Origin of the sequence: Mesorhizobium sp. M1C.F.Ca.ET.210.01.1.1, from assembly GCF_004791585.1 — a bacterium.
Classification (GTDB): Bacteria; Pseudomonadota; Alphaproteobacteria; order Rhizobiales; family Rhizobiaceae; genus Mesorhizobium.
The window spans coordinates 1-24,374 of sequence record NZ_SRUU01000014.1; the positions used below are offsets into that span (position 1 = coordinate 1).

The window sequence follows — 24,374 nt, forward strand, 5'->3', positions numbered from 1 at the left end:
AGCGACTCAATGTTCGCAGGCGGCGACATCGCCGCAATGAATCAGAAATGCGGCCAGGCCGGAATCGGGCCACCCCAACCCGAGTCAATCTGACGCAGCCCTCGCCACAACTTTTGCCCCTCTTACCGAACCGCTCTAAGTATTTGTTTTTACGCAATTCCGGACGGAAAACCGTTACACACTTTTCCTGGAATTGCTCTAGAGCGTGTCGCGCTGAAACGGATTCAGGCGACTCGTCTTTGCATTGTGCGCGTCGCTTTCCCAACCGCCGCGCGCTTTGCATGCGTTAAGGGGTGATCGCCGTCGTCGTGTCAGAAGCGGCGGCCGCGGCTGCCGGTTTCGGCGGCCAGGAAAAATCGTCGGCGCGGCCGGGCGAAGCCGCCGGCGCCTTGCCCTCGACGGTCAGCTTCTCACCCGGCAGGTTTGGATCCGCCTTGGCGGGCGGCACGGCGCCGAGCAGTTCCGTGCCGCCGTCGAGCGCGGGGTCGCTGAGCAGCATCGGCGCGGTACGATCGACGATGACAGGCGCCGCGGCGGGCTTCGACGCCTCGACCGGGGCGCCGGCCGGCGCGGAAACCGTCGTGACGCTTCCTGGCGCCGCCAGCCCAAGGATCTTCGCCAGCGGCTTTTCTGTATAGAAGGCGAGCTTGCGTTTGCCGGCCTTGGTGACATTGATGCCGTCGTCGGAGCGCAGGCGCACCGGCTGGCCGTTGATATCAGGACCGGAAGTGACAAAGGCGCCGTTCTCGTCGACGAAGCCGTCCCAGACATCGACGAACTCGCCGCCATGGTTCTGGGCAGCCGAATGATAGATGTCGTTGAAGGCCAGCATGTCCGAGGTCATCTTCGCCACCCTGAACGCCGGCATGCCGACCCACAGGAACGGCACCTTGCTATCCTGAATGGCTTTGCCCAGCGCATCGGTACGGCGCTCATATTCCTTGGTCCAGGTCTCTGAGCGCGGCTGCTCGCGCACGTCGCCGACGCGCATCTGCTGGCGATCGTTGGAGCCGAGCATGACTACCACGACGGACGGTTTCTCCGTCTCGATCAACGACTTGATCTCGACCGGCCAGTTGTAGAAATCGTCGCGCACGAAGCCGGACGAGCCGTTGCTGCGCATAACGATCCTGACAGCCGGATTGTCGGCAAAGGCGGTGTCGAGACCCTCGGCCAGCCCGCCCGCCAGGAAATCGCCGACCACCAGCACGACGCGGGCATCCGGCGTCTTCTCGACGATCGGCGTCTCCGGTTCGGCCGGCGGGCGCGGCTTGGGCTTCTTCTTTGGTTTCGGCCGCGCCTTCTGGATTTCGGCTGGCAGCTCGATGCGCTCGCTGCGGCGCGGGAACAGAAGATCGCGCAGCGACCAGCCGCGGCTCTCCTCTTCCTGCGCGAAAGCCGGCGTATGGAAGGCGCTGGAGCCGGCGACGGCAAGCACGGCGATGGCCAGAACGAGGATTGGCAGGCGGCGAACGATCAGCCAGATGCGCGCAACCGTAACCAATCCAGTCTCCATCCCTTGGCGCATGGGCCTGCAAAAGCGGAAGTCCTGCGCAAGCCGAAGCGCTACAGCATCCTTTCAGCCATTGAAAGGATGCTTGACGCCATGGACGGCTCTACTTCTTCCGGAGCCATTTCAGCACTTCCAGGCTCGGATAGCCATCCTGGGTCAGGCCGACCTTCGCCTGGTAAGCCATTATGGCGGCCTTCGACCCTTCGCCGATCTTGCCGTCGAACTTGCCGTCATAGTAGCCGTGCTCGGAAAGCCGCTTCTGCAGTTCCTGGCGTTCCTCGAAGCTGAGCTTGGTGAAAGGCCTCTGCCAGTCCTGGACAAGGCCGGTGCCGCCGGCGATCTCGTCGGCAAGCAGGCCGACGGCCAAGGCATATTTGTCAGCATTGTTGTAGGCCTTGATGACCGAGAAATTCCTGATCATCAGGAAGGCCGGGCCGCCCCTGCCGTCCGGCACTTTCAACGTCGCCTTGTCGGTCAGGTTCCTGAACGGCTTGCCATTGGCCCTGGCGACGCCGAGCGCCTGCCATTGCGCCAGCGTCTTGGATCCGCCGGGCAGCTTGCCGGCCGGCACCGTCACTTCGTAGCCCCAGGTCTTGCCGGCCTGCCAGCCGTTCTTCTTCAAAAGGTTCGCGGAGGTTGCCAGCGCATCGGGGATGGAATTCCAAATGTCGCGCCGGCCGTTGCCGTCCATGTCGACCGCGTAGCGCTGGTAGCTGGTCGGGATGAACTGCGTCTGACCCATCGCGCCGGCCCAGGAGCCCATGAGGTGGCTTTCGTCGATGTCGCCGGTCTGCAAAATCTTCAAAGCGGCGATCAACTGGGTGCGGGCATATTTCGACCGCTTCGGATCGCCATAGGCAAGGGTTGCCAGCGAACGAACGACATTGCGCATGATGTCGTCGCGCTTGAGGGTTTCGCCATAGTTCGATTCCATCGACCAGATGGCGAGAAGGATGTTGCGGTCGACGCCGACCCGCGCCTCGATGCGATCCAGCCACGGCTTCCATTTGCGCGCCATCGCCTGGCCGTTGGCCACCGACTGGTCATGGACGCGGTTGTCGAAATAATCCCAGGCGGGAGCGGTGAATTCCGGCTGGGTCTGTGCCTTTTCCAGCACGACCGGGTCGGGCTCGATGCCCCTCATGGCCTGGTCGTAGACGGCGCCCGAAACGCCGCCCGCAACCGCGGTGGCACGGAAGCCCGCAACCCACTGGCGGAACCCCGCATCGGCGAAAGCGGGTCCGGCGGGCATCAGCAAGGCGAGCGTGAGGCCGGCGGCCGTCGCCAGTGCCGTCAGGCGCCTTGCGGTGTTGCGAACGGACATCTGTTTCCTCCTTCGTCAAATCAGGAAGGATCATTCAACGCCGAACCGGGTTAGGATTTAGTTTACCATAGGTGCCGCGGGGAACGAAAAGAGAGGTCGCGGCTTTAGTCCTGCACGTTCAACTCAGCCGTTCGGTAGTTCAACATTCCGGCGTGAAAATGGATTTCCGGCGTGAAAATGTCGGGGGGGATTGCGGAGCAGATCGCCGAGCGGATAATGGGCTCAAAACGGATGGGGTGGAGCATGAAACGAGTTCGCAAGGCAGTTTTCCCGGTCGCCGGCCTCGGCACGCGGTTTCTCCCGGCCACCAAGGCCATTCCGAAGGAGATGCTGACCGTCGTCGACCGTCCGGTCATCCAATATGTGGTCGATGAGGCGCGCGATGCCGGCATCGAGCATTTCATCTTCGTCACCGGCCGCAACAAGGCGGTCATCGAGGATCACTTCGACGTCCAGTTCGAACTCTACGACACGCTGGCCCAGCGCGGCAAGGACGACCAGCTCGCCCGGCTGCAGCGCCTGCAGCCGGCGCCGGGCCAGACCAGCTTCACGCGCCAGCAGGTGCCGATGGGGCTCGGCCATGCCGTCTGGTGCGCGCGCGAGCTGGTCGGCGACGAACCGTTCGCACTGCTCCTGCCCGACATGATCATGCAGTCGGAAAAGAGCTGCATGAAGGACATGGTCGAGCTCTACGCCGAGACGGGCAACAACATCATCGCCGTGCAGGAATGCGATCCGGCCGAGGCGCACAAATACGGCATCGTCGGCCGTGGCGAGGACACCCATCACGGTTTCCGCATCACCGGGATGGTGGAGAAGCCGAAACAGGGCACGGCGCCCTCCAATCTCTTCATCAACGGGCGCTACATCCTGCAGCCGGAGATTTTCGGTATCCTCGAAAGCCAGGAGCGCGGCGCAGGCAACGAGATCCAGCTGACGGACGCGATGCTGAAGCTGGAGAAGCAGCAGCCCTTCTACGGCTATCATTACAAGGGACGCACCTTCGATTGCGGCTCGCCGGAAGGCTTCGTCGAAGCCAATGTCGCCTTCGCGCTGTGGCGCAACGACATGAACGAGAGCATGGCCGGCGTCATCCGCACGCTGCTGGATGAAGTGCGTCCGGCGGAACGGCTTGGCACGGCATCGTAGGTTGTTGAAGGCCAACCGTACTTCGTCATCCTATGGCGTAGCAAGGAGCGAAGCGACGCGGCGCAGACCATAGGATCAGTTGCCATGCCTTTACCTACGAGCGTCGCAGCGGTGCAGAACGACCTCTGTTATGCGCCGCTTTTACTATTCGGCCCAAGTCACGGCATGGATCCTCGGGTCTGCGCGTCCGCTTCGCTACCGCTATGCCCGAGGATGACGAGGCGTCACCTTTGCACCTTCAGGCCGAGATAGACGCTGTTGGCGACATAGTCGCGGCCCGTAAGGTTGCTGGTCAGCTTCTCCGTCCTCACCCGCGTGGTGAGGCCGGCATAGCGGTTCAGCCACCAGGTCAGCCCGGCCTCGGCGCTCAGGATCAGGTCGTGGCCGTCGGAGCCGGTATAATCGCGCCAATCGAGGCCAAGCGCCGAATTCGCCGTCAGGTTGGCGCGGACCTGCCGCTCGCCGGTGAGCCGGCCCGAGTAGAGGACATCGCCGCTCGCGCCGGCCGTGGTCGTGCTCTCGATCGTGGTCCTTCCAGTGAGCCCGATGATGGTGCCGCGCTCAGGCGACCATTTGAGGTCGGCGTTGACATACGGCCCCGCATTGGCCGGCAGGCGGTCGTCATCAATCGCCTCGCGCAGCCAACCGACGGAGAATTCGCCGGAGAGCTTGTCGTCCATGTCGAGCTCGAGGCCGGCGCGCGCGCCGAGCCGCGTCGAGGAGCGCTCATAGCCGTTGCTGTCCAGGCGCAGATCGAAAATCCGCCGCCCGGCTTCAACTTCGGCGAAGGGCGTGATGGCTGGCGAGACCTGGTAGCCGGTGCGCAAGGTCGCAGAGTAGAGCGTGGAGTCGCGGTCCTTCTGCGACACGATGGTGCCGTCGGAAAGCTTGGGGTCGCCGAAGAAGTCATGCGTGACAGCGCCGGTCAGCGTGTAACGCATCTTGCCGAGATCCTTCTCGACGCCAAGGCTGCCGTCCACCGTCTGCCGCAGCGGCTGCGAGGTGACACCGGCGATCGCATCCGGCGAGGAGGCCGATTCCGGCACCGCCTCGTAGCCGAGCTTGGCGACGGCGCGCAGCTCATTGTCGAGGTCGACATTGAACTGGCCCTCGATCCGGCCCTGCGCATCGTTGATCTTCTGGCCCGACAGCGTGTTGCGGAAGATGCCGTAGCCGTCGATGACGGCCGAATTCTCACGCCAGTCCGAGGTGGCGGTAAAACGCAATGCCGTTTCGGACAGCACCGCCGACGTGCCGCCGCTGCTGGCATCGGCATTGGATGTCGCGGTGAAGCCTTGCTCCAGCGTCGGCCGGAAGACGAAGGTGCCGACCTTGATGCCGGGGGCGGCGAAGGGATCGTCCTCCGGCTTGACTTTCTGCCCCTCGATCGACCCGGTGCGTTCCGCGCCGGGATCGAGCTTCTGCCGGTCGACGCTGTCGATGGTGACGGCGCGGCGATTGGCGCCGTCTTCGTCGGCGGCCGCGGTATCGGCCTGGTCGTCCCTGGCTGCGGCCTTGGCCGTGCTGGTCTGGCTTGGCTTCTTCTTGGCCTTTTTCTTGTCGGTCGCCTTGGTGTCGCTCTTCGTGCTGGCATAGGCAGCGCGCTGCCTGGCGGTCGAAGGCCGGCGCGGCCGGGCCGCGACCTGATCGTCGGCAAAGGGGTCGTCGGTCGCCTGCGGTTGGTCGAAGATGCTCGCCGTCGCGCCTTCGCCGTCGGGCACCGCGCCCGGGCTTGCCGGCTCATAGGGGTTCGCGGGCGTTTGATCCTCAGCCGCCTGGGCCGCCGGCGCCGCCTGATCCAGCGATCCTTGCGCGCGCAATTGTCTCGCCTTGCGCTGCTGGTCGGCCAGGATTGCCGATTCGGAGACCTCGCCGCGCAGCTCGGTTTCCTGCGAAAATGCCGGCGCCGGGCGCAGCAAGGCAACAACGCTTGCCGTCAGCAAAAGCGCTGCAACGGCAATGCCCTTCCGACCCCCTTTCGTATCTGGCTCGCCCCCGGACATCGACACCACTGCTCGCGCGGCGCAGGCGCGCCATACTTACCGGACCGTAAATGCGGATGGTTAACGGAGGGTTGAAACGGGCCGATTCCACTGCCCCCGACGCACGCGAAACGGGAATTCCGTTGGACAGGCGGGCGACATGGCGCTAAGGGCATTTGCCATGCATGCGGGGTCCCCAGGAAGGAAGCAGCCGGACAGTCAGGCTGCGATCGAATCGGCGCTGAGAACAGTGGCGACGGAGCAGGCTGGCGTCGCGGCGCTTGCCGCAGCGCTCGACAACGGTTTGGCCGCGCCGTTCGCGGCCGCCATCGATCTCATTTCGCGGATCGAGGGCCGGGTTATCGTCACCGGTGTCGGCAAGAGCGGCCATATCGGCTCCAAGATCGCCGCGACGCTCGCCTCGACCGGCACGCCTGCCTTTTTCGTCCATCCCGCCGAGGCCAATCACGGCGATCTCGGCATGATCGCCAGGGACGACGCCATCATCGCCATGTCATGGTCGGGCGAGAGCAAGGAACTGATGGGCATCGTCGCCTATTCCAGGCGCTTTTCGATCCCGCTGATTGCCATCACCTCCGGCGAGACTTCTGCGCTGGCGCGCGCCGCCGACGTCGTGCTGCTCCTGCCGGCCGTGCCGGAAGCCTGCCCGCACGGGCTGGCGCCGACGACGTCGGCGCTGCTGCAGCTGGTCATGGGCGATGCGCTGGCGATCGCGCTGCTCGAGGCGCGCGGCTTCACGCCGGACCATTTCCGCACCTTCCATCCCGGCGGCCAGCTCGGCGCGAACCTGATGCAGCTGCGCGAGATCATGCATGTCGGCGAGCGGCTGCCACTGGTGCCGTCGGGCACCGGCATGCGTGAAGCGATCGTCGAACTGTCGCGCAAGGGCTTCGGCTGCGTGGCGATCACCGGCGCCGACGGCGCGCTGGCCGGGATCATCACCGACGGCGACATCCGCCGCCATATAGGGAGCGATCTTCTGTCGATGAGCGTCGATCAGGTGATGACGAAGAAGCCGAAGACGGCCGCCCCCGACACGCTGGTGGCGACGGCGCTGCAGACGATCAATACCTCCGCCATCACCAGCCTGATGGTGGTGGAAGACGGCCGGCCGGTAGGATTGGTGCATCTGCACGATCTGCTGCGGATCGGCGCCGCCTAGAGCGTTTCAGCGATTCATAGAACGCCGAACCTCTCTAAATATTTGTTTTTACGCAATTCCGGACGGAAAACCGTTACACACTTTTCCTGGAATTGCTCTAGGCGTCTCGTTTCACACAGCCTCGACCGTCAGCTCCAGATCGGTGTCCGCCGCCCCGGTCACGCGCACCTGCGTGCCCACCGGCAGGTCCGGGCCGGAGACGCGCCACAGCGTATCCCCCAGCCGGATACGGCCGCGGCCGTTCTTGATCGGTTCGGCAAGCGTTGCCGTGCGGCCGACCATCTGCGCGCCGCGGCGGTTAAGCAGCGGCTGGTCGACGCTGCCCTGGCGCGAGACCGTGATCTGCCGGCCGACATAGGCCGAGACCACGGCGAGCACGAGAAAGGCGAGGACCTGCACTTGCCAGGTCCAGAAGGCGGCGTCCCAGATCGCCAAGGATACGGCGCCGACGATCAGCGCCGCAATGCCGATCCACAGCATGAACACGCCCGGTGCCACGACTTCCATCACCAGGAGCACGATGCCGAGAACCATCCAGTTCCATGGGCCGAGTTCCGAAACGATGCGGTCGATCATTGACGGTCTCCCACAGAATTACATGGTCAGTTGTCGCTCGGCCGCACGACCGGCGGCCGTGAGCCCTGCCGCTGCGTGCCGGAGGGGCCGTCGCCCTTGAAGACTTCTCGGGCGATCTCGCCGATGCCGCCCAGCGAGCCGATCAGCGAAGAGGCTTCGAAGGGCATCAGCACGATCTTGTTGTTGCTGGACGAGCCGATCCTGGCCAGCGCCTCGGTGTATTTCTGGGCGACGAAGTAGTTGATCGCCTGCACGTCGCCCTTGGCGATGGCTTCCGACACCACTTGCGTCGCCTTGGCTTCGGCTTCCGCCGAGCGCTCGCGTGCCTCGGCGTCGCGGAAGGCAGCTTCCCTGCGCCCCTCGGCCTCGAGGATCTGAGACTGCTTCAAACCTTCGGCGGCGAGGATCTGGGCGCGCTTGTCGCGCTCGGCCATCATCTGGCGGCCCATCGATTCCACCAGATTGGCCGGCGGGTTGATGTCCTTGATCTCGACGCGGGTGATCTTGATGCCCCAGGGATGCGCCGCCTCGTCGACGACGCGCAGCAGGCGCTCGTTGATCGCGTCACGGTTGGACAGCAATTCGTCGAGGTCCATCGAGCCCATGACGGTGCGGATGTTGGTCATGGTCAGGTTGAGGATGGCGTTCTGCAGACCGGAGACCTGGTAGGCTGCCTGCGCCGCATTGAGAATCTGGAAGAAGGCGATCCCGTCGACGCCGACTATGGCGTTGTCGCGGGTGATGATTTCCTGACTCGGAACATCGAGCACCTGCTCCATCATGTTCATCTTGGCGCCGATGCGCTCGAAGATCGGGTTGATGATGTTGAGGCCAGGCGTCAGCGTCTTGGTGTACCGCCCGAAACGCTCCACCGTGTAATTGTAACCTTGCGGCACCGTCCTGATGCCTTTGAAAAGAAGGATGATGACCAGGAAGACAAGAACAACGATGGCGATATCGAAACCGCTGAAGCCCATTTCGTTTCCTCCCTCAAAAGGCGGCGACCTCGCGAAATCACTTAAGTGTGTTTCCGCAACGTTACAATCAGGTGATCATGAATATTGGTCGGCGGAGGCTTTTGCGCACCGCTTTCAAGGCCTGTCGGTGAAGCCGGTCACACCCAGCCGGAGAGCTCGCGCCGCGCCAGCGCTTCGATCACCGCCATGCCTTCGGCGCTGTCGTTGAGGCAAGGGATGTGCGCGAAGTTCTTGCCGCCGGCATGGTGGAAGGTCTCGGCGGCTTCGCGGCCGATCTCGTCCAGCGTCTCGATGCAGTCGACGGAAAAACCCGGATTGACCACCGCGATCGACTTGACGCCGTCCTTAGCCAGCTTCTCGACGGTGACGTCGGTGTAGGGCTGCAGCCATTCCTGCGCGCCGAAGCGCGACTGGAAGGTGGTGATGAGCTTCTCCTCGTCCCAGCCGAGCCTGGCGCGCAGCAGCCGCGTCGTCGCCAGGCAATGCGTCTGATAAGGGTCGCCCTTGTCGGAATAAGGTTTTGGAATGCCGTGGTAGGAGGTGATGACCACCTCCGGTACGAAGTCGAGCGTCGCCAGATTCTGCTCGATCGAACGGGCGAGCGCCTCGATATAGACCGGCTCGTCGTAATAGGGCGGCACGCTGCGGATCGCCGGCGCATGCCTGATCTTCATCAGCGCGCGGAACAGTTGGTCGTTGGCGGTGGCTGTCGTTGTCGCCGAATATTGCGGGTAGAGCGGAAAGGTGAGGATGCGCTCGCAACCTTGCTCGGCCAGCCGTTGAGCGACGCTTGCCGTCGAGGGATTGCCGTAGCGCATCGCCCAGTCGACCACGACGTTCGGCAGGTCGCCAAGCGCGCCTGCCAGCTTCTCGGCCTGGGAGCGCGTGAAGGTGCGCAGCGGCGACTCGTTCTGCTCCTGGTTCCAGATCCTGGCGTAGTTGGCGCCGGACTTTTTCGGCCGCGTGGTGAGAACCAGTCCATAGAGGATCGGATACCAGATCGCCTTGTTGAGCTCGATGACGCGCGGATCGGAGAGGAATTCCCTCAGATAGCGCCACATCGGCTTGAAGTCGGTGCCGTCGGGTGTGCCGAGATTGATCAGCATGATGCCGATCTTGCCCGCCTTCACCGGCGCAGCATCGGCGGACAGCGGACCGACGGCCTTTGCGGCCTTGGCATCGGCAGAGTTGGCAGGCGTCATAGACAGTCTCCGGTAGCGCCGCGAAACTAGCGATGCCCTGCCGGTTTTCAATGCCGCGTCTGGCCGCACCTTATCGCGTTTGCACCTGAAAACGGAACACCCGCCCGGTTTCCCGGGCGGGTGCCGTGAATTCCCGGGGGGAAGGATTTACTTCGCGGCCGGCGGAATGGTCAGCGTCGCGCCGAGCGGCAGGCGGCGCGGCCTGTAGTCCTTGTTGGCCTCGGAGATCAGCTTCCATTTGCTGCCGTCGCCATAGTTCTTCTTGGCCAGGTCCCAGTAGGTGTCGCCGGCGGCGATCACATGGCTGGTTTCTGGGCTGGTCGCGGCCGGCTTGGCCTCGGCAGGCGCTGTCTCGGCCGGCTTGGCCGGTTCGGCCGCGGGGGCACTCGTCGCAGGGGCAGCCTCGGCAGGTTTCGCCGCCTCCGAGGTTGCCGTCTCGGTCGGAACGGTCGGCGGCGTGCCGGCGATATCGCCGGAATTGGACGGCAGAGCCGGCATTGCGGTCTCGGCGGCATTGGGCGCCGTCTCGGCCGGTTTGGCGGGCTCGGGCGCCGGCGCGGTTGCTGCGGGAGCGGTCTCGGCGGGCTTTGCTGGCTCCGCTGCCGCCACCGTCGCGCCAATCTCGGTGATGCGGCCATCGAGCTTCGGCGTGTAAGGCCGGTGCGCGCCGAGATAGTCGGCCACCACCTGCTCCAGGCCCGGGCCGTAGTCATAGGCGTCGGTGGCCTTTTCGGCGAAGACCTTGTAGCCGTCGCCGCCCTGGCGGACATAGTTGTTGGTGGCGACGAGATATTGCTTGTCCGGATTGATCGGCGCCCAGGCGCCGTTCTCCATCACCTCGACCGATTTGACGCGGCCGGCATTGGGCGCGACCGACTTGTCGAAGGCGTATTTAAGGCCGGCCACCTGCGGGAAACGGCCGGCGCCGTCCTCGATCTGGCTGAGGCCGTTTTCGAGGCCGGCGACCAGATCCTTGCCGGAGATCTTGAACGTCGCCAGCGTATTCTGGAACGGCAGCACCGTCAGCACCTCGCCCATGGTCACGGTGCCCTGGTCGATGGAGGCGCGCAGGCCGCCGCCATTCGAGATGACGATCTCGACGCCCTGGCCCTTGACGCGATCGAGGATGGCGTCCGAGACGAGATTGCCCATCTCGCATTCGCGGGCGCGGCAATTCTCGCGGCTGCCGTCGATGGCCTTGGTGGTCTCGGCGACCTCCTTGTTCTTCAGTGCCTCGATCGGCGCGCCAAGCTCCTTGATGCGGGCGAGAACGGCGGGATCGGGGGTGATCGACTTGTCTAGATAGATCGGATCGCCGCTCGCTTCCTTGACGACGCCGTTGTCGTCGAACACCACCTTGAACTCGCCGAGATATTTCGAATAGGACGCCGCCTGCACGACGGGCACCTTGTAGCCGTCCGGGTTGTCGACCATCGTCGGATAGGGGCCCGCCGCCTTCGGGTCGGTGTTCGACAAAAGCGTGTGGCTGTGCCCGCCCACCACCACGTCGACGCCGGGGATTTTCGCGATGACATCGCGCTCGCGGTTGTAGCCGATATGGGTTACCGCGATGATCTTGTTGATGCCCTCTCCCTTGAGTTTCTCGACTTCGGCGGTGATCGACTTGACGTCGTCCGCGATGGCGACGTTGGGGCCGGGCGAGGCGAGTTCCGGCGTGTCGTTGGTGACGGCGCCGACGATGCCGATCTTCTGGCCGCCGACCTCGACCACGATCGACGGCTTGAACTTGCCGTTGGCGCCGGACTTGTCGTTGGGCATGACATTGGCGCTGACGATCGGGAACTTCGCCTTGTCGAGGTAAGGCACCAGCGCGCTCTCGCCGTCGTCGAATTCGTGATTGCCGAGCGTCACCGCGTCGGGCCTCATCTGATTGAGGAATTCCTCCTCAGCCGCACCCTTGTATGTGATGTAGAACAGCGATCCCTGGAAGCTGTCGCCGGCATTGAGCAGCAGCACGTTCTGGCCTTCGAGCTTCTTGCGCTCCTGCGCGATCGCGGTGATCAGCCGGCCCGCGCCGCCGATGCATTCGCCCTTGGTTTCCTCCTCGGCGGAACAGGTGGACTCATATTTGTTGTTGCCTTCGATGCGGCTGTGCCAATCGTTGAAATGCAGGATGTTCAGCGTGTAGTCGGCAAAGGAGGTTCCGGCCGAGAGGCCAAGCGTAGAGGCAGACAGGGCTAGAATGGCGGCAATCTTCTTCATCTTCGTCTCCCGGATGAGCTGACCTGAACTGCTTAAAGCCCTGGCTTGACTGGAACATAACAGCCAGCTTTTCCGGCATGTTCACATCGCGTTTTGGCCGATGCAAGCAGAAATCGGGAGGAGGTTTGCCGGCACAAAAAAGGACGGCGGCCCGCGCCGCCGTCCTCAGCAAGATGGTGTATCCGCTTGCGCTCAGGCCCGGCGGGTCAGCACGAAATTCTGGCCGCTGGCGCTGGTGCAGTTGAGCTGGCTGGTCGAGACCATCAGGCAATTGAAGCTGACCGGTGTCTGGCGGATCAGCGAGGTGCCGTGGATCTCGACCGAGGTCGGGCCGGTCATGGTGTAGCTGCCTTCGGACAGCTTCTGGCCGGTATCGGTCGCGACGGTGGTGAAGCTGCCGGCCATGAAGGTCGACAGGCCGGTGCCCTTGGCGTCGATCCAGTTGCCCTCGACGCCCTTGGGAGCCGCTGCGATGGGCTCGGAAGGGCCGGTGGTGGTGCAGGCGGCAGCGGCCAGAAGGCTTGCCGCGGCGCCCGCCGAAAGCAATTTGCGCGCAATGGTCATTTGAAAATCCTCTCCTCTCGCATCGGCCCGAAAATCGGTTTCGATTTTCGGCAGGCACGACGCGTCCATTCGAAGTGCTAGAGCGTAGCTTGTGCCTCCGAATGGACGCACGCCGCTCTGGGCCGCCCGTCTTCAATCGCCCGATTTCCGGGCGATTGCAAGGTGGGGACGGCGGTGGACCTGGCTGCTATCGCACCAGGATGTTGCGGAACTGCCACGGGTCGTCCCGATCCAGATCCTCGGGGAAGAGGCCTGGACGGTTATCGAGCGGCGTCCAGTCGGTGTAATAACCCCTGACCGGCCCGAGATAGGGAAACTGCACGTCCAGGCAGCGCCTGAAATCCATCTCGTCGGCCTCGACGATGCCCGCCATCGGATTTTCCAGCGCCCAGACCATGCCGGCCAGCACTGCCGAGGTAACCTGCAGGCCGGTGGCGTTCTGGTAGGGCGCCAGCTTGCGCGCCTCGGCCAGCGACAGCTGCGAGCCGTACCAGTAGGCGTTCTTGTCGTGGCCGTAGAGCAGCACGCCGAGCTCATCGACGCCGTCGACCAGCTCGTTCTCATCGAGCACATGGTGGACGGGCTGCGCCTTGCCGGCGGCCCCGAACATCTCGTGCAGCGACAGCACCGCGTCATTGCAGGGGTGGTAAGCATAGTGGCAGGTGGGGCGGTACTGCACCTTCCCCTTCTTGCCGCGCAGGGTGAAGAAATCGGCGATCGAGATGGCCTCGTTATGGGTCACCAGGAAGCCGTATTGCTCACCCGGCGTCGGGCACCAGCTGCGCACGCGGGTGTTGGCGCCGGGCTGCTCCAGAAAGATCGCCGCCTGCGAGCCGTGCTTGTGCTTCCTGCCGTTTTTCGGCATCCAGTTCTCATGCGTGCCCCAGCCGAGCTCGGCCGGCTGCAGACCTTCCGAGATGAAGCCTTCGACCGACCAGGTGTTCCAGAACACGTCCATCGGCTTCGGCTTCTTGGTGCGCTGGGTATCGCGCTCGGCGATGTGGATGCCCTTGACGCCGGCCTTCTTCATCAACTTGGCCCAACCTTCGCGGTCGTGCTCCGCCGGCACGACAAATTCGAGCCCGAGATCGGTGGCGAGATTGACCAGCGCCTGCTTGACGAACCACGAGACCATGCCCGGATTGGCGCCGCAGCAGGAGATCGCTGTGGTGCCGCCGGGCCCTTTCTCCTTCTCCTGGCGCACGCTTTCGCGCAGCGCATAGTTGGTGCGCGAGGCGTTGTCGGCCGTTTCGTCGAAGTAGAAGCCGAGCCACGGCTCGACCACGGTGTCGATATAGAGCACGCCGAGCTTGCGGCAGAGCTTCATCAATTCGAGCGAGGAGGTGTCGACCGACAGGTTGACGCACATGCCCTGACCGCCGCCGTTGGTGAGAAGCGGAGTTAACAGCTTCTTGTAGTTCTTCTTGGTCACCGCGTCCTGGACGAAGGTGATGCCGCGCTCGTCGAGCAGCTTGCGGTCGGTGTCGCGCGGGTCGATGACGGCCATGCGCGACTTGTCGAACTTGAAATGGCGTTCGATCAGCGGCAGCGTTCCCCGTCCGATCGAGCCGAAGCCGATCATCACGACAGGGCCGGTGATTTCACCGTAAACGGGCCAGTTTTCATTCGCCATTTTTTCGGACACTCCTAAAAATACAGGGAAAGCCCGGCGTTTCCGCCGGGCAGCCAAGCGCTACACCACAGATCATTGTCATAAACCAGTGAAAAGAGCCAACCGCCGGCCAAGCCGGTTTGGCGATGTGGTTAAGCTGCTTTGGCCATGCCGTCGAGGAAGGCAACCAGCCGATCGCGGTCAGCCGTCAGGCCCTTGTAATCAAGCTGCGCCTGGTCAAGAGCGTTGAGCTGCTCGGCGAAAGAGGCTGCAAGCGTCGCCCTGCCGGGGTGCCGGGCGAGCACAGCCAGCGGATCGAGATGGATGCGGATGGTGAACAGGATATCGCGCGAGACCGGCAGCTTGCGCAGCGTCTGGCGCTCGACGCGGATGAAGGCATGGGCGTTGATATCGCCGTCCGGAAAGCGCGTCGGGCGGCTGGTGGCGCGGTCCATGCGCTCCCCGTTGGAGAGCGGATGATAGAGCGCGTCGCCCGCCTGGATCGACCAGTTGAAGCGTTCGACCGCCTGGCCTTGCAGACCGTCGAACATCCGGTTGATGACCTCGGCGGGCCGGGTGCCGGGGCCGAAGCCGGGCACCGGCGCGTGGATGCGTTGCAGCGGCTTGCCGAATTTTTCCTGGAGCGACCATGACGAGGGGAAGCAGAGCGAACCGGCGGCGAGCCGCCAGCCGTCATCGCCCCGGCGCATCAGGATCAGGTCTTCCTGGACGAGCAGCGATGCTCTTGCCAATGGTGCTTCGCGCAATGCGGCGGGCAGCCTGTGGACCGCCGCGTCCAGACCGACCACCTCGACATCCGAGCCGCTGCTGCGATGGGTGGCGGAATGCTTCGCTGCAAGATGCGCGACAAGCAGGTCGAGCACCTCGCGCTGCGCGTCGCGGGTGCCATGTTCCTCGACAAAGACCTTTTCCGGGATCTTCGCGTAAAGCCGCTGCTTCTCGGCGAGATGCGGCAAAAGGAATCCGTCGAGCTCAATCCAGCGATCGAGTTCGAGCGGCTTCAGCCCGATGGTGAAGAGCTTCGAGGACCCGTCATAGGGCGTGTGGGTCGGGGTCGGCTGGCGAACGGTCATGCTTTCATCAAACAGAAAATGGCCGGCGGCTCCAGTGTCAGGCCAGTCGCGCCGGGATCAGCCCGCGCAGTGAATTGCCGACGAAGATCGCCTTCGCGGATTTGAGATCGTTGAAGGTGTAGATCGCTTCCACGGCGCGGCCTTCGTCCAGAAGCTGGGCTCGCAGTACTCCAGGCAGCAGGCCGCAGTGGAGCCGAGGTGTGGCGAGCACACCGTCGCCGAAGTCGGCGAAGAGATTGGTGATCGTGCCTTCGCAGAGCTCGCCGCGTTCGTTGGCGAGCAGCACCTCGTCGGCGCGGGTGGCGAGGTACTCGGCACGCGCCCGCTGGTAGGTGTCGCGGCGGCTGGTCTTGTGGCGCAAAAGCATGTCGCCGGAATCGAGCCGGACCCGCGCCAGCTGCAGCCGCCACACCTTGTCTGCAGGAAACGGTTCATAAGGCTGCGCCGCGGCCGTCGCCTCGCCGTTGCGCTGCAGGGCGAGGCGCGTGCGCAGCGCGGTCCGCTGTCCGCCGACAGTGGTCATCAGCACTTCGCCGATCCGTTGCGGGTCGCAGGCAAAGCCTAGTTCCGCGGCGGAAGCGTAAAGCCGCGCAAGGTGACGGTCGAAGCGCAGGAAGCCCGAGCCCGGTTCCCAGCGCATCGTCTCGATCAGTTCGAAGTCGGCACGGTTCCCGTCGCGAAGCGCGCTTTCAGAAGACACTCCCGATACTCCTCCTCGGCGGTGGAATCGAAGACGACGCCGCCGCCGACATTGTAGACGGCCTCGCCATCGGCAAAGAGCGAAATGGTGCGGATCGCCACCGAAAAGCGCATCGTGCCGCCAGGCGCTACCCAGCCTATGGCGCCGCAATAGACGTCGCGCGGCGTGGCTTCCAGATCGTGCAGGATCTCCATGGCGCGGATCTTCGGCGCGCCGGTGATCGAGCCGCAAGGGAAGAGCGCGGCAAAGATCTGGCGGATGCCGATGTCCGGCAGGAGTTTTGCCCGCACCCGGCTCACCATCTGGTGCACGGTCGGATAGGTCTCGATGCGGAACAGTTCCGGGACCTCCAGCGTGCCGACCTCGCTGATCAGCGAGATGTCATTGCGCAACAGATCGACGATCATGCGGTTCTCGGCCTGGTTCTTCTCGTCGTTGCGCAGGAACGCCTTCAGCCGCGCGTCCTCGGCCCTGGTCGCGCCGCGCGGCGCCGTGCCCTTCATCGGATGCGTCTCGATCATGCGGTCGGCACCGATTTCGAAGAAAAGTTCCGGCGAGCGCGACAGCACGATCGGATCGCCGAGCGCAATGAGCGCGCCGTATTTCACCGGCTGACGCCCGGTCAGCGCGTCGAAGGCGGCAAGCGGATCGCCGGACCATTGCGCGTGGACCGGAAAGGTCAGGTTGCCTTGGTAGCAGTCGCCCTTGCGGATATGGTCATGGAGGCGCGCGAAGCGGACGGCATAGTCCCCGGCGGACCATCCAGCCCTGGCGTCGAAGATCGGGCCGTTGCTGGCGTGGCCCGAATTCTGCGGCACGGCCTGTTCGAGCGGCGCATCGAAGACGCCGAGACAGATCAGCGGCGCGCGGCGGCCCTCGGGCAGCAAGGGCACCAGCTTCGGCTCGAGCAGATAACCGGCCTCGTAGGAGAAATAGCCAGCCAGCCATTTGCCGGCGTCGGAGCAGGCTTGAGCCGCTTCGAGCGCCGGCGCGAACTCGTCCGCGCTGCGCGCGACGATCATCTCGCGCGGCCTGTCGAAGACGAGCTGCCTGCCGGTCTCGTCGTTGCGGAAGATGGCGGAAGGCAGGGACATAAGCCTCGGATGCGGTCGATTAAGCGGATGGCTCTATATGGGGGCTGGGGCAGGCGCAATCGAGGGAACGGCGTCAGGCGGCGCAAAGGCGTCTGGCCCAAGAGAAAGGCGGCGTCCGCAACGGGCGCCGCCGTGCACTGGCCGTTGCCGAGGCGGGATCAGGTATTGCTGGCGGTGCCAGCCGTCGGGAACTGGCGGGCGAATTCGGCCTCGTTGCCCGAGGCCAGCAATTTCGCCTGCTCGATCCATTTCTCGCGCGCGATGCGACCGTCGAAATTGAGCACCTCCTCGATCCGCTTGACGTCGGCATCGGTCCAGGCGGCGATCTGGGCGTAACTCGTGACGCCCTGACCCTTGAGCAGCTTTTCGTTGACCGGGCCGATACCGATCAGGCGGCGCAGATTGTCCGCCTTGGCAGCCGCTTTGCCCGATGCCGGCGCGGCCTTCTTTGCCGCCGCCTTTGGGGCTGCCGTCCTCGCAGCCGGCTTCGACGCGGCGGTTGACCTGGCTGCCGGTTTCGCGGCGGCGGATTTGGTTGCGGCGGGCTTTGCCGCCGCCTTGGAAGGCGCGGATTTCGCCTTTGCCGGTGTCGACATCAACGCCGCCGGCGCCGGTGCGGAGGCCTTCGCGGCGCCGGATGCGGCAGGCGCATCACGCAACCGGACCTCGAGGTCGGCTCGGGCGCGGCTGCAGGCATCGAGGTCGCCGCGCGCCTTGTCTCGTTCGCTGCGCGTGCGATCGAGGTCGACACGCAGACTGTCGAGCTCGCCGCGCAGGCGGCCCCAGAGGAACCAGCCAACCAAGACACCCACAACGAACGCCAACAGCATGTAGAAGAAAGTGCTCATTTCCCTCTCCAGTCCGATCGGGCGGCCGGGGCCAGTGGTGGCGAGCTTGCCGCGAGGATCGTCAATCGTTCCGCGATCGGCGGAACAGCCGCTTCAATCGAGCTACCGGCGCTTGGCTCTCCTCCGGCTATGGCCGACGGCCGTCATCGCATTCGCCGAAGCGCCGCGAAGGCCATCTCTGGCCTTGGCGATGCGTCCGGCTGAGCTTGAGGCCGGACGCTATCATATGGCCTGCGGAAAGCTAATTGAAAAATGCCGCGGAGAGTTGTTGGAGAACAGGTATTTAGGACAAGAATAGAGCTGCCCAAAATATGCGTTCCGGCTAAATTATTCTGGTCCACGTCGCCGGGCGAAACACCCCGTCATTTGTCGAGCGCCTCCAGCTCGTCGATCAGGGCGCCGATCACGCCAAGGCCGACCTGCCAGAAGGCGGGATCCGTTGCGTCGAGGCCGAAGGGCGCCAGAAGCTCCGAGTGATGCTTGGTGCCGCCGGCGCGCAGCATCTCGAAATACTTGTCCTGAAAGCCGCGCTCGGCATTCTGGTAGACGGCATAGAGCGAGTTCACCAGGCAGTCGCCGAAGGCATAGGCGTAGACGTAGAAGGGCGAATGAATGAAGTGCGGGATGTAGGTCCAGAAGACCTCGTAGCCGTCCCGCAGCTTGATCGCCGGGCCCAGGCTCTCGGCCTGCACCTCCAGCCAGAACTGGCCGAGCCTGTCGGAGGTCAGTTCGCCGTTGCGGCGCTCGGCATGCACCTTGCGCTCGAACTCGTAGAAGGCGATCTGGCGCACGACGGTGTTGATCATGTCCTCGACCTTCTGGGCGAGCATCGCCTTGCGCTCGCGCTTGTCGGAGGTCTGGTCGAGCAGCGAGCGGAAAGTCAGCATCTCGCCGAAGACGGAGGCCGTCTCGGCCAAGGTCAGCGGCGTCGAAGCCATCAGCGCGCCCTGGCCGGCGGCGAGCACCTGGTGAACGCCGTGACCCAGCTCATGCGCCAGTGTCATCACGTCGCGCGGCTTGCCCATGTAGTTGAGCAGAACATAGGGATGGGCCGAAGGCACGGTCGGGTGGGCGAAGGCGCCGGGCGATTTGCCCGGCCGCACCGGCGCATCGATCCACTTGCGGTCGAAGAAGGTCCGCGCGATCTCCGCCATCTGCGGCGAAAAGCGCTGGTAGGCCGACAGCACCGTGTCCCTGGCATCGTCCCAGCGGATCACCGCCTGCGGCGTCTCGGGCAGCGGCGCGTTGCGGTCCCAATGGTTCATCACCTCCATGCCGAGCCAGCGCGCCTTCATCTGATAGTAGCGGTGCGACAGGCGCGGATAGGCCTCGCGCACGGCGGCCGCAAGCGCATCGACGACGCCGCGTTCGACGCGGTTGGCGAGATGGCGTGAATCGGCGATGTCCTCGAAGCCGCGCCAGCGGTCGGAGATTTCCTTGTCCTTGGCGAGCGTGTTGGTGATCAGCGTGAAGGTCCTGAGGTTCTTGCGGAAGGTCGCGGCGAGGGCATCGGAAGCGCGGCGGCGCACATCGCCGTCAGCGTCCTGCAGCCGGTTCAGCGCCGGCTCCAGCGTCAGTTCCTCGCCGTCGAGATCGAAGCGCAGGTCGGTCATCGTCTCGTCGAACAGGCGGTTCCAGGCGCCGCGTCCGGTGACCGACTTTTCATGGAACAGCTGCTCGACGCGATCCTCGAGTTGGTAGGGCTTGTCCTTCCTGAGGTCGAGCACCCACGGACGGTAGTGGGCGAAGGCGGCGTCGGCCGCAAGCGCGCTTTCAATCACCGCGTCGTCGATCAGGTTGAGCTCGAGCGCGAAGAACAAGAGATGCGCGCTGGCATCGGTCATCTTCTCCTGGACGTCGCCATAGAGCTTTGCGCGCTGCGGATCGGCGGTGTTGCCGGCATAGACCAGCCCGGCATAGGAGACGATGCGGCCGATCAGTTCCTCCAGCGCTTCGTAGTCTTTCAGCGCCGCGCCGAGCCGGCCGGCGGTGCCGCGCCCGGCCTCGGCGGCCAATGTGCCCTTCCAGCGGGCCTCGAAGGCAATGGCATCGCTCGCCGCCCGGGCGATGTCGCGCTTCAGCTCCGGCGCTTCCATGCCGGAATAGAGATCGGCGAGATTCCACTCCGGCAGGTCGCCAAGCTCTGCCGCGCCCTGACCAGACGCAGACGCCGCAAGCCGCCGACCAAACATCACGCGCATCAAAAATACCTTCCAGGACCAAGGGGAAAGGAGAAGCCGGTCAAATCCTAAGGAATTCGTTCACCGGGTTTTTTGAAACCTTATTTAGAACCCTGTGCCAAGATGATCCATGGGGATTTCTCGGGCGGAACAACTTAAACAGTCATGACAGGTTCCATACTCATAGTCGATGACGATCCCGTGCAGCGCAGGCTGCTCGAGGCGGCGGTGACGAAATTCGGCCACAGCGCCATCGTCACCGATGGCGGCGAGGCGGGTCTCGACGTGCTCGACGGACCGAACGCGCGCGATGTGTCGGTCGTCATCCTCGACCTCGTCATGCCCGGTCTCGACGGCATCGGCGTCCTGAAGGCGATGCGCGAGCGCGCCATCAACCTGCCGGTCATCGTGCAGACCGCGCAGGGCGGCATCGAGACCGTCGTCTCGGCGATGCGTCACGGCGCCTTCGATTTCGTCGTCAAGCCGGCCTCGCCCGACCGGCTGCAGACATCGATTTCCAACGCCTTGAAGGTCGAGGCGGTCGAGGACGAGATGAAGCGCACCTCGCGGCGGCGCGGCGGCCATCTCACCTTCAAGGACCTGATCACGCGCAGCCCGGCGATGGACCGGGTGATCCGCCTCGGGCAGAAGGCGGCGGCCTCCAACATACCGATCCTGATCGAAGGCGAGTCGGGCGTCGGCAAGGAGCTGGTGGCGCGTGCGATCCAGGGCAGCGGCGACCGCCGCTCGAAACCCTTCGTCACCGTCAATTGCGGTGCCATCCCCGACAATCTCGTCGAATCGATCCTGTTCGGGCATGAGAAGGGCTCGTTTACCGGCGCCACCGACAAGCACACCGGCAAATTCGTCGAGGCGCATTCGGGCACGCTGTTCCTGGACGAGATCGGCGACCTACCGCTCGACGTCCAGGTCAAGCTGCTGCGCGCCGTCCAGGAGGGCGAGGTCGACCCGGTTGGCGGCCGTTCGACCGTCAAGGTCGATATCCGGCTCATCTCGGCGACGCACCGCAACCTTCTGCAGCAGGTCAAGGACGGCAAGTTCCGCGAGGACCTGTTCTACCGGCTGAACGTCTATCCGATCTTCGTGCCGCCGTTGCGCGACCGGCGCGAGGACATCCCCTATCTGGTCAGGCACTTCATGGATAAGGTGGCGCCGGCCGATCCGCGCCATCGCCTCACCGGCATATCGGCCAAGGCGCTGGCGATGCTGCAGGCCTATGACTGGCCTGGCAACATCCGGCAGCTGGAAAATGCCGTGTTCAGGGCGTCCGTGCTCGCCGAAGGCGAATTGCTGACCGAAGAGGAATTCCCGCAGATCCGCGCACAGGTCGAAGGCACGGTGAAGCTGGATGCCGAGCCCACGTTGGCCCTCGCGCCGGTCGCGGATGAGCCGCAGGCGAGCGATCAGGCCGCCTCCGGCGGAGCCGCCGCAGCCTTGCCCGAGGCCGAGGTGCCGGCGCGTTTGCAGCCCCGCTTCGGTACGCTGAGAGCCCTGGACGAGCGCGGCAATGTGCGGGCGCTGGCCGACGTCGAGCTCGAGATGATCAAGCTTGCGATCGACCACTACAACGGCCAGATGAGCGAGGTGGCGCGCCGCCTCGGCATCGGACGCTCGACGCTCTACCGCAAGTTGAAGGAATATGGCATTGACCCCGAAGCGGGTCGCCTCGACCGGCTTGCCTCCTGAGTTGCAAGGCGCCGGCCCAGCCTGCCAGCTTAAAATCCGAGTCAAATTGTCGCTTTTCGGTTGGAAGGCGCTTTTTTCCAGTGACTTACGCGCTGGCGATCACGCATTGAGGCGAACGGTAACAGATCGTGTTTCGGTTTGAGCCGAATTCTCGATCTAAACCAGTGATTTACCACGAAACGCGGTGCATCATTTTTGACGGGATATCGCCACGGTGTTACCGCATTTCGGCTTCAATAAGCGATGATTAACCATTAGGATCGATATTCGGATGTGAGAACCACGCATCCGTTTGGGCAAATCCGGGGACAAACGGCAGCCTGCAAGGCCTTTTGATTTGAACCAAGTCGAACGACACACAAACGGGCGGCATTTTCACATGAGCGTCTGGCCGAGGTGGCTGACGTTTGTGATTTTGGCCGTCGGGTTCCTCTCGGCAGCCGTCTCCGGCGCGAAGGCCGAAATCCGTACGCTGAAGCTCTATCACCTGCATACGCACGAAAAGGCCGAGATCGTCTACAAGCGCAATGGCCGCTACGATCCTGAGGGCTTGCGCAAGATCAACATCATCCTGCGCGACTGGCGCCGCAACGAGCCGACCAAGATGGATCCGCGGCTGCTCGACCTGGTGTGGGAAGCTTATCGGCAGAGCGGAGCGACCGACTACATCCAGGTGGTCTGCGGCTATCGCTCGCCGTCGACCAATGCGATGCTGCGCAGCCGCAGCCGCGGCGTTGCCGAGAAAAGCCAGCATATGCTCGGCAAGGCGATGGACTTCTACATTCCCGGCGTGCCGCTGAAGAAGCTGCGCAACATCGGCCTCAAGATGCAGGGCGGCGGCGTCGGCTACTATCCGACTTCGGGTTCTCCGTTCGTCCACATGGATGTCGGCAATGTGCGTCACTGGCCCGGCATCAGCCGCCAGGAACTGGTCAGCCTTTTCCCGAATGGCAAGACGCTGCATGTCCCGAGCGACGGCCGGCCGCTGCCGGGCTATGAGCAGGCTCTGGCCGCCTACAAGGCGCGCAAGGGTGCCGGCACGCCCAATATCGAGCTGGCTAGCGCCGGCGGCTCGACCAAGCGGTCCGGCGGATTGTTTGCCGCCTGGTTTGGCGGCGGCGACGACGAGGCCGACGATAGCGCCGATGTCGCGAGCGCCGAACCCGCGCCGCGGCCGAAGGCTGTGAAGCAGCTGGCGGCGGCCAAGAGCAGCAACCTGCCGGGCATCGCGATCGTCGCGCCGCAGGACGCCAAGCGCGCCAACATCCCGCAGATCGCCGACGACAGCTCCGACGATTCGCAGCCGCAGCAGGACACGCCTGAGACCATCATCGCCGCGCTGCCGCCGAAGGAGGTTCCTCTGCCCGCCTTCGCGCCGAGGCCGAAGGCCGATGTCGGCCAGCAGACGCCTGAAAACGTGCCGTTCGCCACTGCGGACGCCTCGGCCACGACCGAGCAGGCGGTCGCGACCGCGCATGCTCCGGTCAATGTGCCGTTCGGCATGGCTGACGCCGCCGGCGGTGCGGCGCAGGCCGCGGCGGATCCTGTCCAGGTGGCAGTCAACAACATACCGTTGCCGACCTGGCGTCCCGACCGCTCCACGCCGGCTGAATTGACGTCCAAGGACAAGAGCGTGCTTCTGGCGCTGGCGGAAACGGCCTCGCGGGACAAGAGCGCTACCGATGCCTTCTCGGTGCTGCCGACCGCGCGGCCCGACGCGGGCAAGCCGGATGAGATCAAGGCTGTCCTCGAACAGGCCAGCGCGACCACCGCAGCCGGTGCGAGCGGGGCCGAATATGAGGTTGCTTCGCTGACAGCGCCGGAGCCGCGCTCGGCGTTCAACGATCCGTCCGGGCTCGATGCCGCCTCGCCGCGTGGGGCCATCGCCGCCCGCCCGGCCGGCACCGACCCGGCGCAGGCGATCGGCGCCGGCGTGAAGACGACGCGCAAGGAGGCCAGAGCCGGTGCCAGCGACTTGAAGCCCGGCCCGAAGGCGATGGTGGTGGCGACGCCGCCGCAGGCAGCGCGCTGGGCGCTGGGCAGCGGCGCGAACATCGCCACCGTCTCCGACCCGACGACGGCGCCGCGCTATGCCTACAACATCGTGCACACGCCGCCGAGCGAGGTCTACACGGCCGGCTTCCAGACGGACCCGCAGACGCCGGATGCCAGCCGGTTCACCGGCAACGCCGTGAAGTTCCTTTCGGTCGCCCGCTTCCAGACGAAGTAACCAGCCCGCCAGTAAAGGCCGCGTTGTCGGATAACAGCGCGGCTTTGCTTTTTCATCCCTGGCGGCGTATTTGACCGACCGGCCCTCCCGCTTCGTCTAATGGTAGGACAGCGCCCTTTGAAGGCGTGAATCGTGGTTCGAATCCATGAGCGGGAACCAGTCGGCGGTCGTGGTTTCCAAGCCCTTACCCGGTCGGCATAAGCTGGCCAGGTTCGT

18 protein-coding genes and 1 tRNA gene are annotated in these 24,374 nt (G+C 64.5%); 5 read left to right on the top strand and 14 right to left on the bottom strand.

From position 1 onward, the window contains the following. Positions 1–286 precede the first annotated feature (286 nt). Positions 287–1,504, bottom strand: coding sequence for a DUF459 domain-containing protein (locus EN853_RS17070; protein ID WP_127859228.1), 1,218 nt, complete (start codon positions 1,502–1,504; stop codon positions 287–289). A gap of 112 nt (positions 1,505–1,616) precedes the next feature. Next, positions 1,617–2,837: a lytic murein transglycosylase gene (locus EN853_RS17075; RefSeq protein WP_127859227.1), complete on the bottom strand. Its 1,221-nt coding sequence runs from the start codon at positions 2,835–2,837 to the stop codon at positions 1,617–1,619. 243 nt (positions 2,838–3,080) lie between these two features. Here EN853_RS17075 and galU point away from each other — a divergent pair, with 243 nt between their 5' ends. Further along, positions 3,081–3,986: a UTP--glucose-1-phosphate uridylyltransferase GalU gene (gene galU / locus EN853_RS17080; RefSeq protein ID WP_127859226.1), complete on the top strand. Its 906-nt coding sequence runs from the start codon at positions 3,081–3,083 to the stop codon at positions 3,984–3,986. A 224-nt stretch (positions 3,987–4,210) separates the two neighbouring features. Here galU and EN853_RS17085 read toward each other — a convergent pair whose 3' ends face one another. Further along, entirely contained in the window at positions 4,211–5,989 is a 1,779-nt protein-coding gene (locus tag EN853_RS17085; protein ID WP_127859225.1) for an outer membrane beta-barrel protein, read from the bottom strand. A gap of 160 nt (positions 5,990–6,149) precedes the next feature. On the opposite strand from EN853_RS17085, the gene EN853_RS17090 reads away from it, so the two are divergent. Beyond that, complete coding sequence (locus EN853_RS17090) at positions 6,150–7,151, top strand: KpsF/GutQ family sugar-phosphate isomerase (protein WP_127859322.1); 1,002 nt, start codon at positions 6,150–6,152, stop codon at positions 7,149–7,151. Between the two features lie 111 nt (positions 7,152–7,262). Here the strand turns inward: EN853_RS17090 and EN853_RS17095 are convergent, their stop codons facing one another. The 11 genes from EN853_RS17095 to EN853_RS17145 form a co-directional block, all read right to left on the bottom strand. After that, on the bottom strand, positions 7,263–7,727 hold the full coding sequence (locus EN853_RS17095) for an NfeD family protein (protein ID WP_127859224.1): 465 nt from the start codon (positions 7,725–7,727) through the stop codon (positions 7,263–7,265). Between the two features lie 26 nt (positions 7,728–7,753). Then, entirely contained in the window at positions 7,754–8,704 is a 951-nt protein-coding gene (locus tag EN853_RS17100; RefSeq protein ID WP_127859223.1) for an SPFH domain-containing protein, read from the bottom strand. 137 nt (positions 8,705–8,841) lie between these two features. Further along, a complete protein-coding gene (gene hemH / locus EN853_RS17105; RefSeq protein WP_127859222.1) occupies positions 8,842–9,906 on the bottom strand; it encodes a ferrochelatase in 1,065 nt (354 codons plus the stop codon). A 147-nt stretch (positions 9,907–10,053) separates the two neighbouring features. Beyond that, positions 10,054–12,129, bottom strand: a complete 2,076-nt coding sequence (locus EN853_RS17110) for a bifunctional UDP-sugar hydrolase/5'-nucleotidase (protein ID WP_127859221.1) — start codon at positions 12,127–12,129, stop codon at positions 10,054–10,056. Positions 12,130–12,321: 192 nt separating this feature from the next. Next, positions 12,322–12,693, bottom strand: coding sequence for a hypothetical protein (locus EN853_RS17115; protein WP_127859220.1), 372 nt, complete (start codon positions 12,691–12,693; stop codon positions 12,322–12,324). A gap of 187 nt (positions 12,694–12,880) precedes the next feature. Then, positions 12,881–14,326: a homospermidine synthase gene (locus EN853_RS17120; protein WP_127859219.1), complete on the bottom strand. Its 1,446-nt coding sequence runs from the start codon at positions 14,324–14,326 to the stop codon at positions 12,881–12,883. 131 nt (positions 14,327–14,457) lie between these two features. After that, positions 14,458–15,399: a DUF3445 domain-containing protein gene (locus EN853_RS17125; protein ID WP_127859218.1), complete on the bottom strand. Its 942-nt coding sequence runs from the start codon at positions 15,397–15,399 to the stop codon at positions 14,458–14,460. A 37-nt stretch (positions 15,400–15,436) separates the two neighbouring features. After that, positions 15,437–16,099, bottom strand: coding sequence for an aminotransferase class IV family protein (locus EN853_RS17130; protein WP_127859217.1), 663 nt, complete (start codon positions 16,097–16,099; stop codon positions 15,437–15,439). Further along, on the bottom strand, positions 16,048–17,193 hold the full coding sequence (locus EN853_RS17135) for an aminodeoxychorismate synthase component I (RefSeq protein WP_127859216.1): 1,146 nt from the start codon (positions 17,191–17,193) through the stop codon (positions 16,048–16,050). The genes EN853_RS17130 and EN853_RS17135 overlap by 52 nt, the downstream gene beginning before the upstream one ends. A 158-nt stretch (positions 17,194–17,351) precedes the next feature. Further along, complete coding sequence (locus EN853_RS33980; RefSeq protein WP_167524503.1) at positions 17,352–18,041, bottom strand: proton-conducting membrane transporter; 690 nt, start codon at positions 18,039–18,041, stop codon at positions 17,352–17,354. A gap of 362 nt (positions 18,042–18,403) precedes the next feature. Further along, positions 18,404–20,242, bottom strand: a complete 1,839-nt coding sequence (locus EN853_RS17145; RefSeq protein ID WP_167524504.1) for a M3 family oligoendopeptidase — start codon at positions 20,240–20,242, stop codon at positions 18,404–18,406. Between the two features lie 144 nt (positions 20,243–20,386). On the opposite strand from EN853_RS17145, the gene EN853_RS17150 reads away from it, so the two are divergent. The 3 genes from EN853_RS17150 to EN853_RS17160 all read left to right on the top strand — a co-directional run bounded on the left by EN853_RS17150 (position 20,387) and on the right by EN853_RS17160 (position 24,317). Continuing rightward, complete coding sequence (locus EN853_RS17150) at positions 20,387–21,928, top strand: sigma-54 dependent transcriptional regulator (RefSeq protein WP_127859214.1); 1,542 nt, start codon at positions 20,387–20,389, stop codon at positions 21,926–21,928. 379 nt (positions 21,929–22,307) lie between these two features. Beyond that, complete coding sequence (locus EN853_RS17155; protein WP_127859213.1) at positions 22,308–24,158, top strand: DUF882 domain-containing protein; 1,851 nt, start codon at positions 22,308–22,310, stop codon at positions 24,156–24,158. A gap of 85 nt (positions 24,159–24,243) precedes the next feature. Further along, a tRNA-Gln gene (locus EN853_RS17160) sits at positions 24,244–24,317 on the top strand. The last annotated feature ends 57 nt before the right edge of the window (positions 24,318–24,374 follow it).

Bases quoted from the DNA above. Each gene is read 5' to 3' on its own strand.
- EN853_RS17075 (WP_127859227.1), bottom strand. From the start codon at position 2,837: ATGTCCGTTCGCAACACCGCAAGGCGCCTGACGGCACTGGCGACGGCC.
- EN853_RS17100 (WP_127859223.1), bottom strand. From the start codon at position 8,704: ATGGGCTTCAGCGGTTTCGATATCGCCATCGTTGTTCTTGTCTTCCTG.
- EN853_RS17110 (WP_127859221.1), bottom strand. From the start codon at position 12,129: ATGAAGAAGATTGCCGCCATTCTAGCCCTGTCTGCCTCTACGCTTGGC.
- EN853_RS17120 (WP_127859219.1), bottom strand. From the start codon at position 14,326: ATGGCGAATGAAAACTGGCCCGTTTACGGTGAAATCACCGGCCCTGTC.
- EN853_RS17155 (WP_127859213.1), top strand. From the start codon at position 22,308: ATGAGCGTCTGGCCGAGGTGGCTGACGTTTGTGATTTTGGCCGTCGGG.
- EN853_RS17150 (WP_127859214.1), top strand. From the start codon at position 20,387: ATGACAGGTTCCATACTCATAGTCGATGACGATCCCGTGCAGCGCAGG.
- EN853_RS17090 (WP_127859322.1), top strand. From the start codon at position 6,150: ATGCATGCGGGGTCCCCAGGAAGGAAGCAGCCGGACAGTCAGGCTGCG.
- EN853_RS33980 (WP_167524503.1), bottom strand. From the start codon at position 18,041: ATGAGCACTTTCTTCTACATGCTGTTGGCGTTCGTTGTGGGTGTCTTG.
- EN853_RS17125 (WP_127859218.1), bottom strand. From the start codon at position 15,399: ATGACCGTTCGCCAGCCGACCCCGACCCACACGCCCTATGACGGGTCC.
- EN853_RS17085 (WP_127859225.1), bottom strand. From the start codon at position 5,989: ATGTCCGGGGGCGAGCCAGATACGAAAGGGGGTCGGAAGGGCATTGCC.
- EN853_RS17135 (WP_127859216.1), bottom strand. From the start codon at position 17,193: ATGTCCCTGCCTTCCGCCATCTTCCGCAACGACGAGACCGGCAGGCAG.
- EN853_RS17115 (WP_127859220.1), bottom strand. From the start codon at position 12,693: ATGACCATTGCGCGCAAATTGCTTTCGGCGGGCGCCGCGGCAAGCCTT.
- EN853_RS17095 (WP_127859224.1), bottom strand. From the start codon at position 7,727: ATGATCGACCGCATCGTTTCGGAACTCGGCCCATGGAACTGGATGGTT.
- hemH (WP_127859222.1), bottom strand. From the start codon at position 9,906: ATGACGCCTGCCAACTCTGCCGATGCCAAGGCCGCAAAGGCCGTCGGT.
- EN853_RS17145 (WP_167524504.1), bottom strand. From the start codon at position 20,242: ATGCGCGTGATGTTTGGTCGGCGGCTTGCGGCGTCTGCGTCTGGTCAG.
- galU (WP_127859226.1), top strand. From the start codon at position 3,081: ATGAAACGAGTTCGCAAGGCAGTTTTCCCGGTCGCCGGCCTCGGCACG.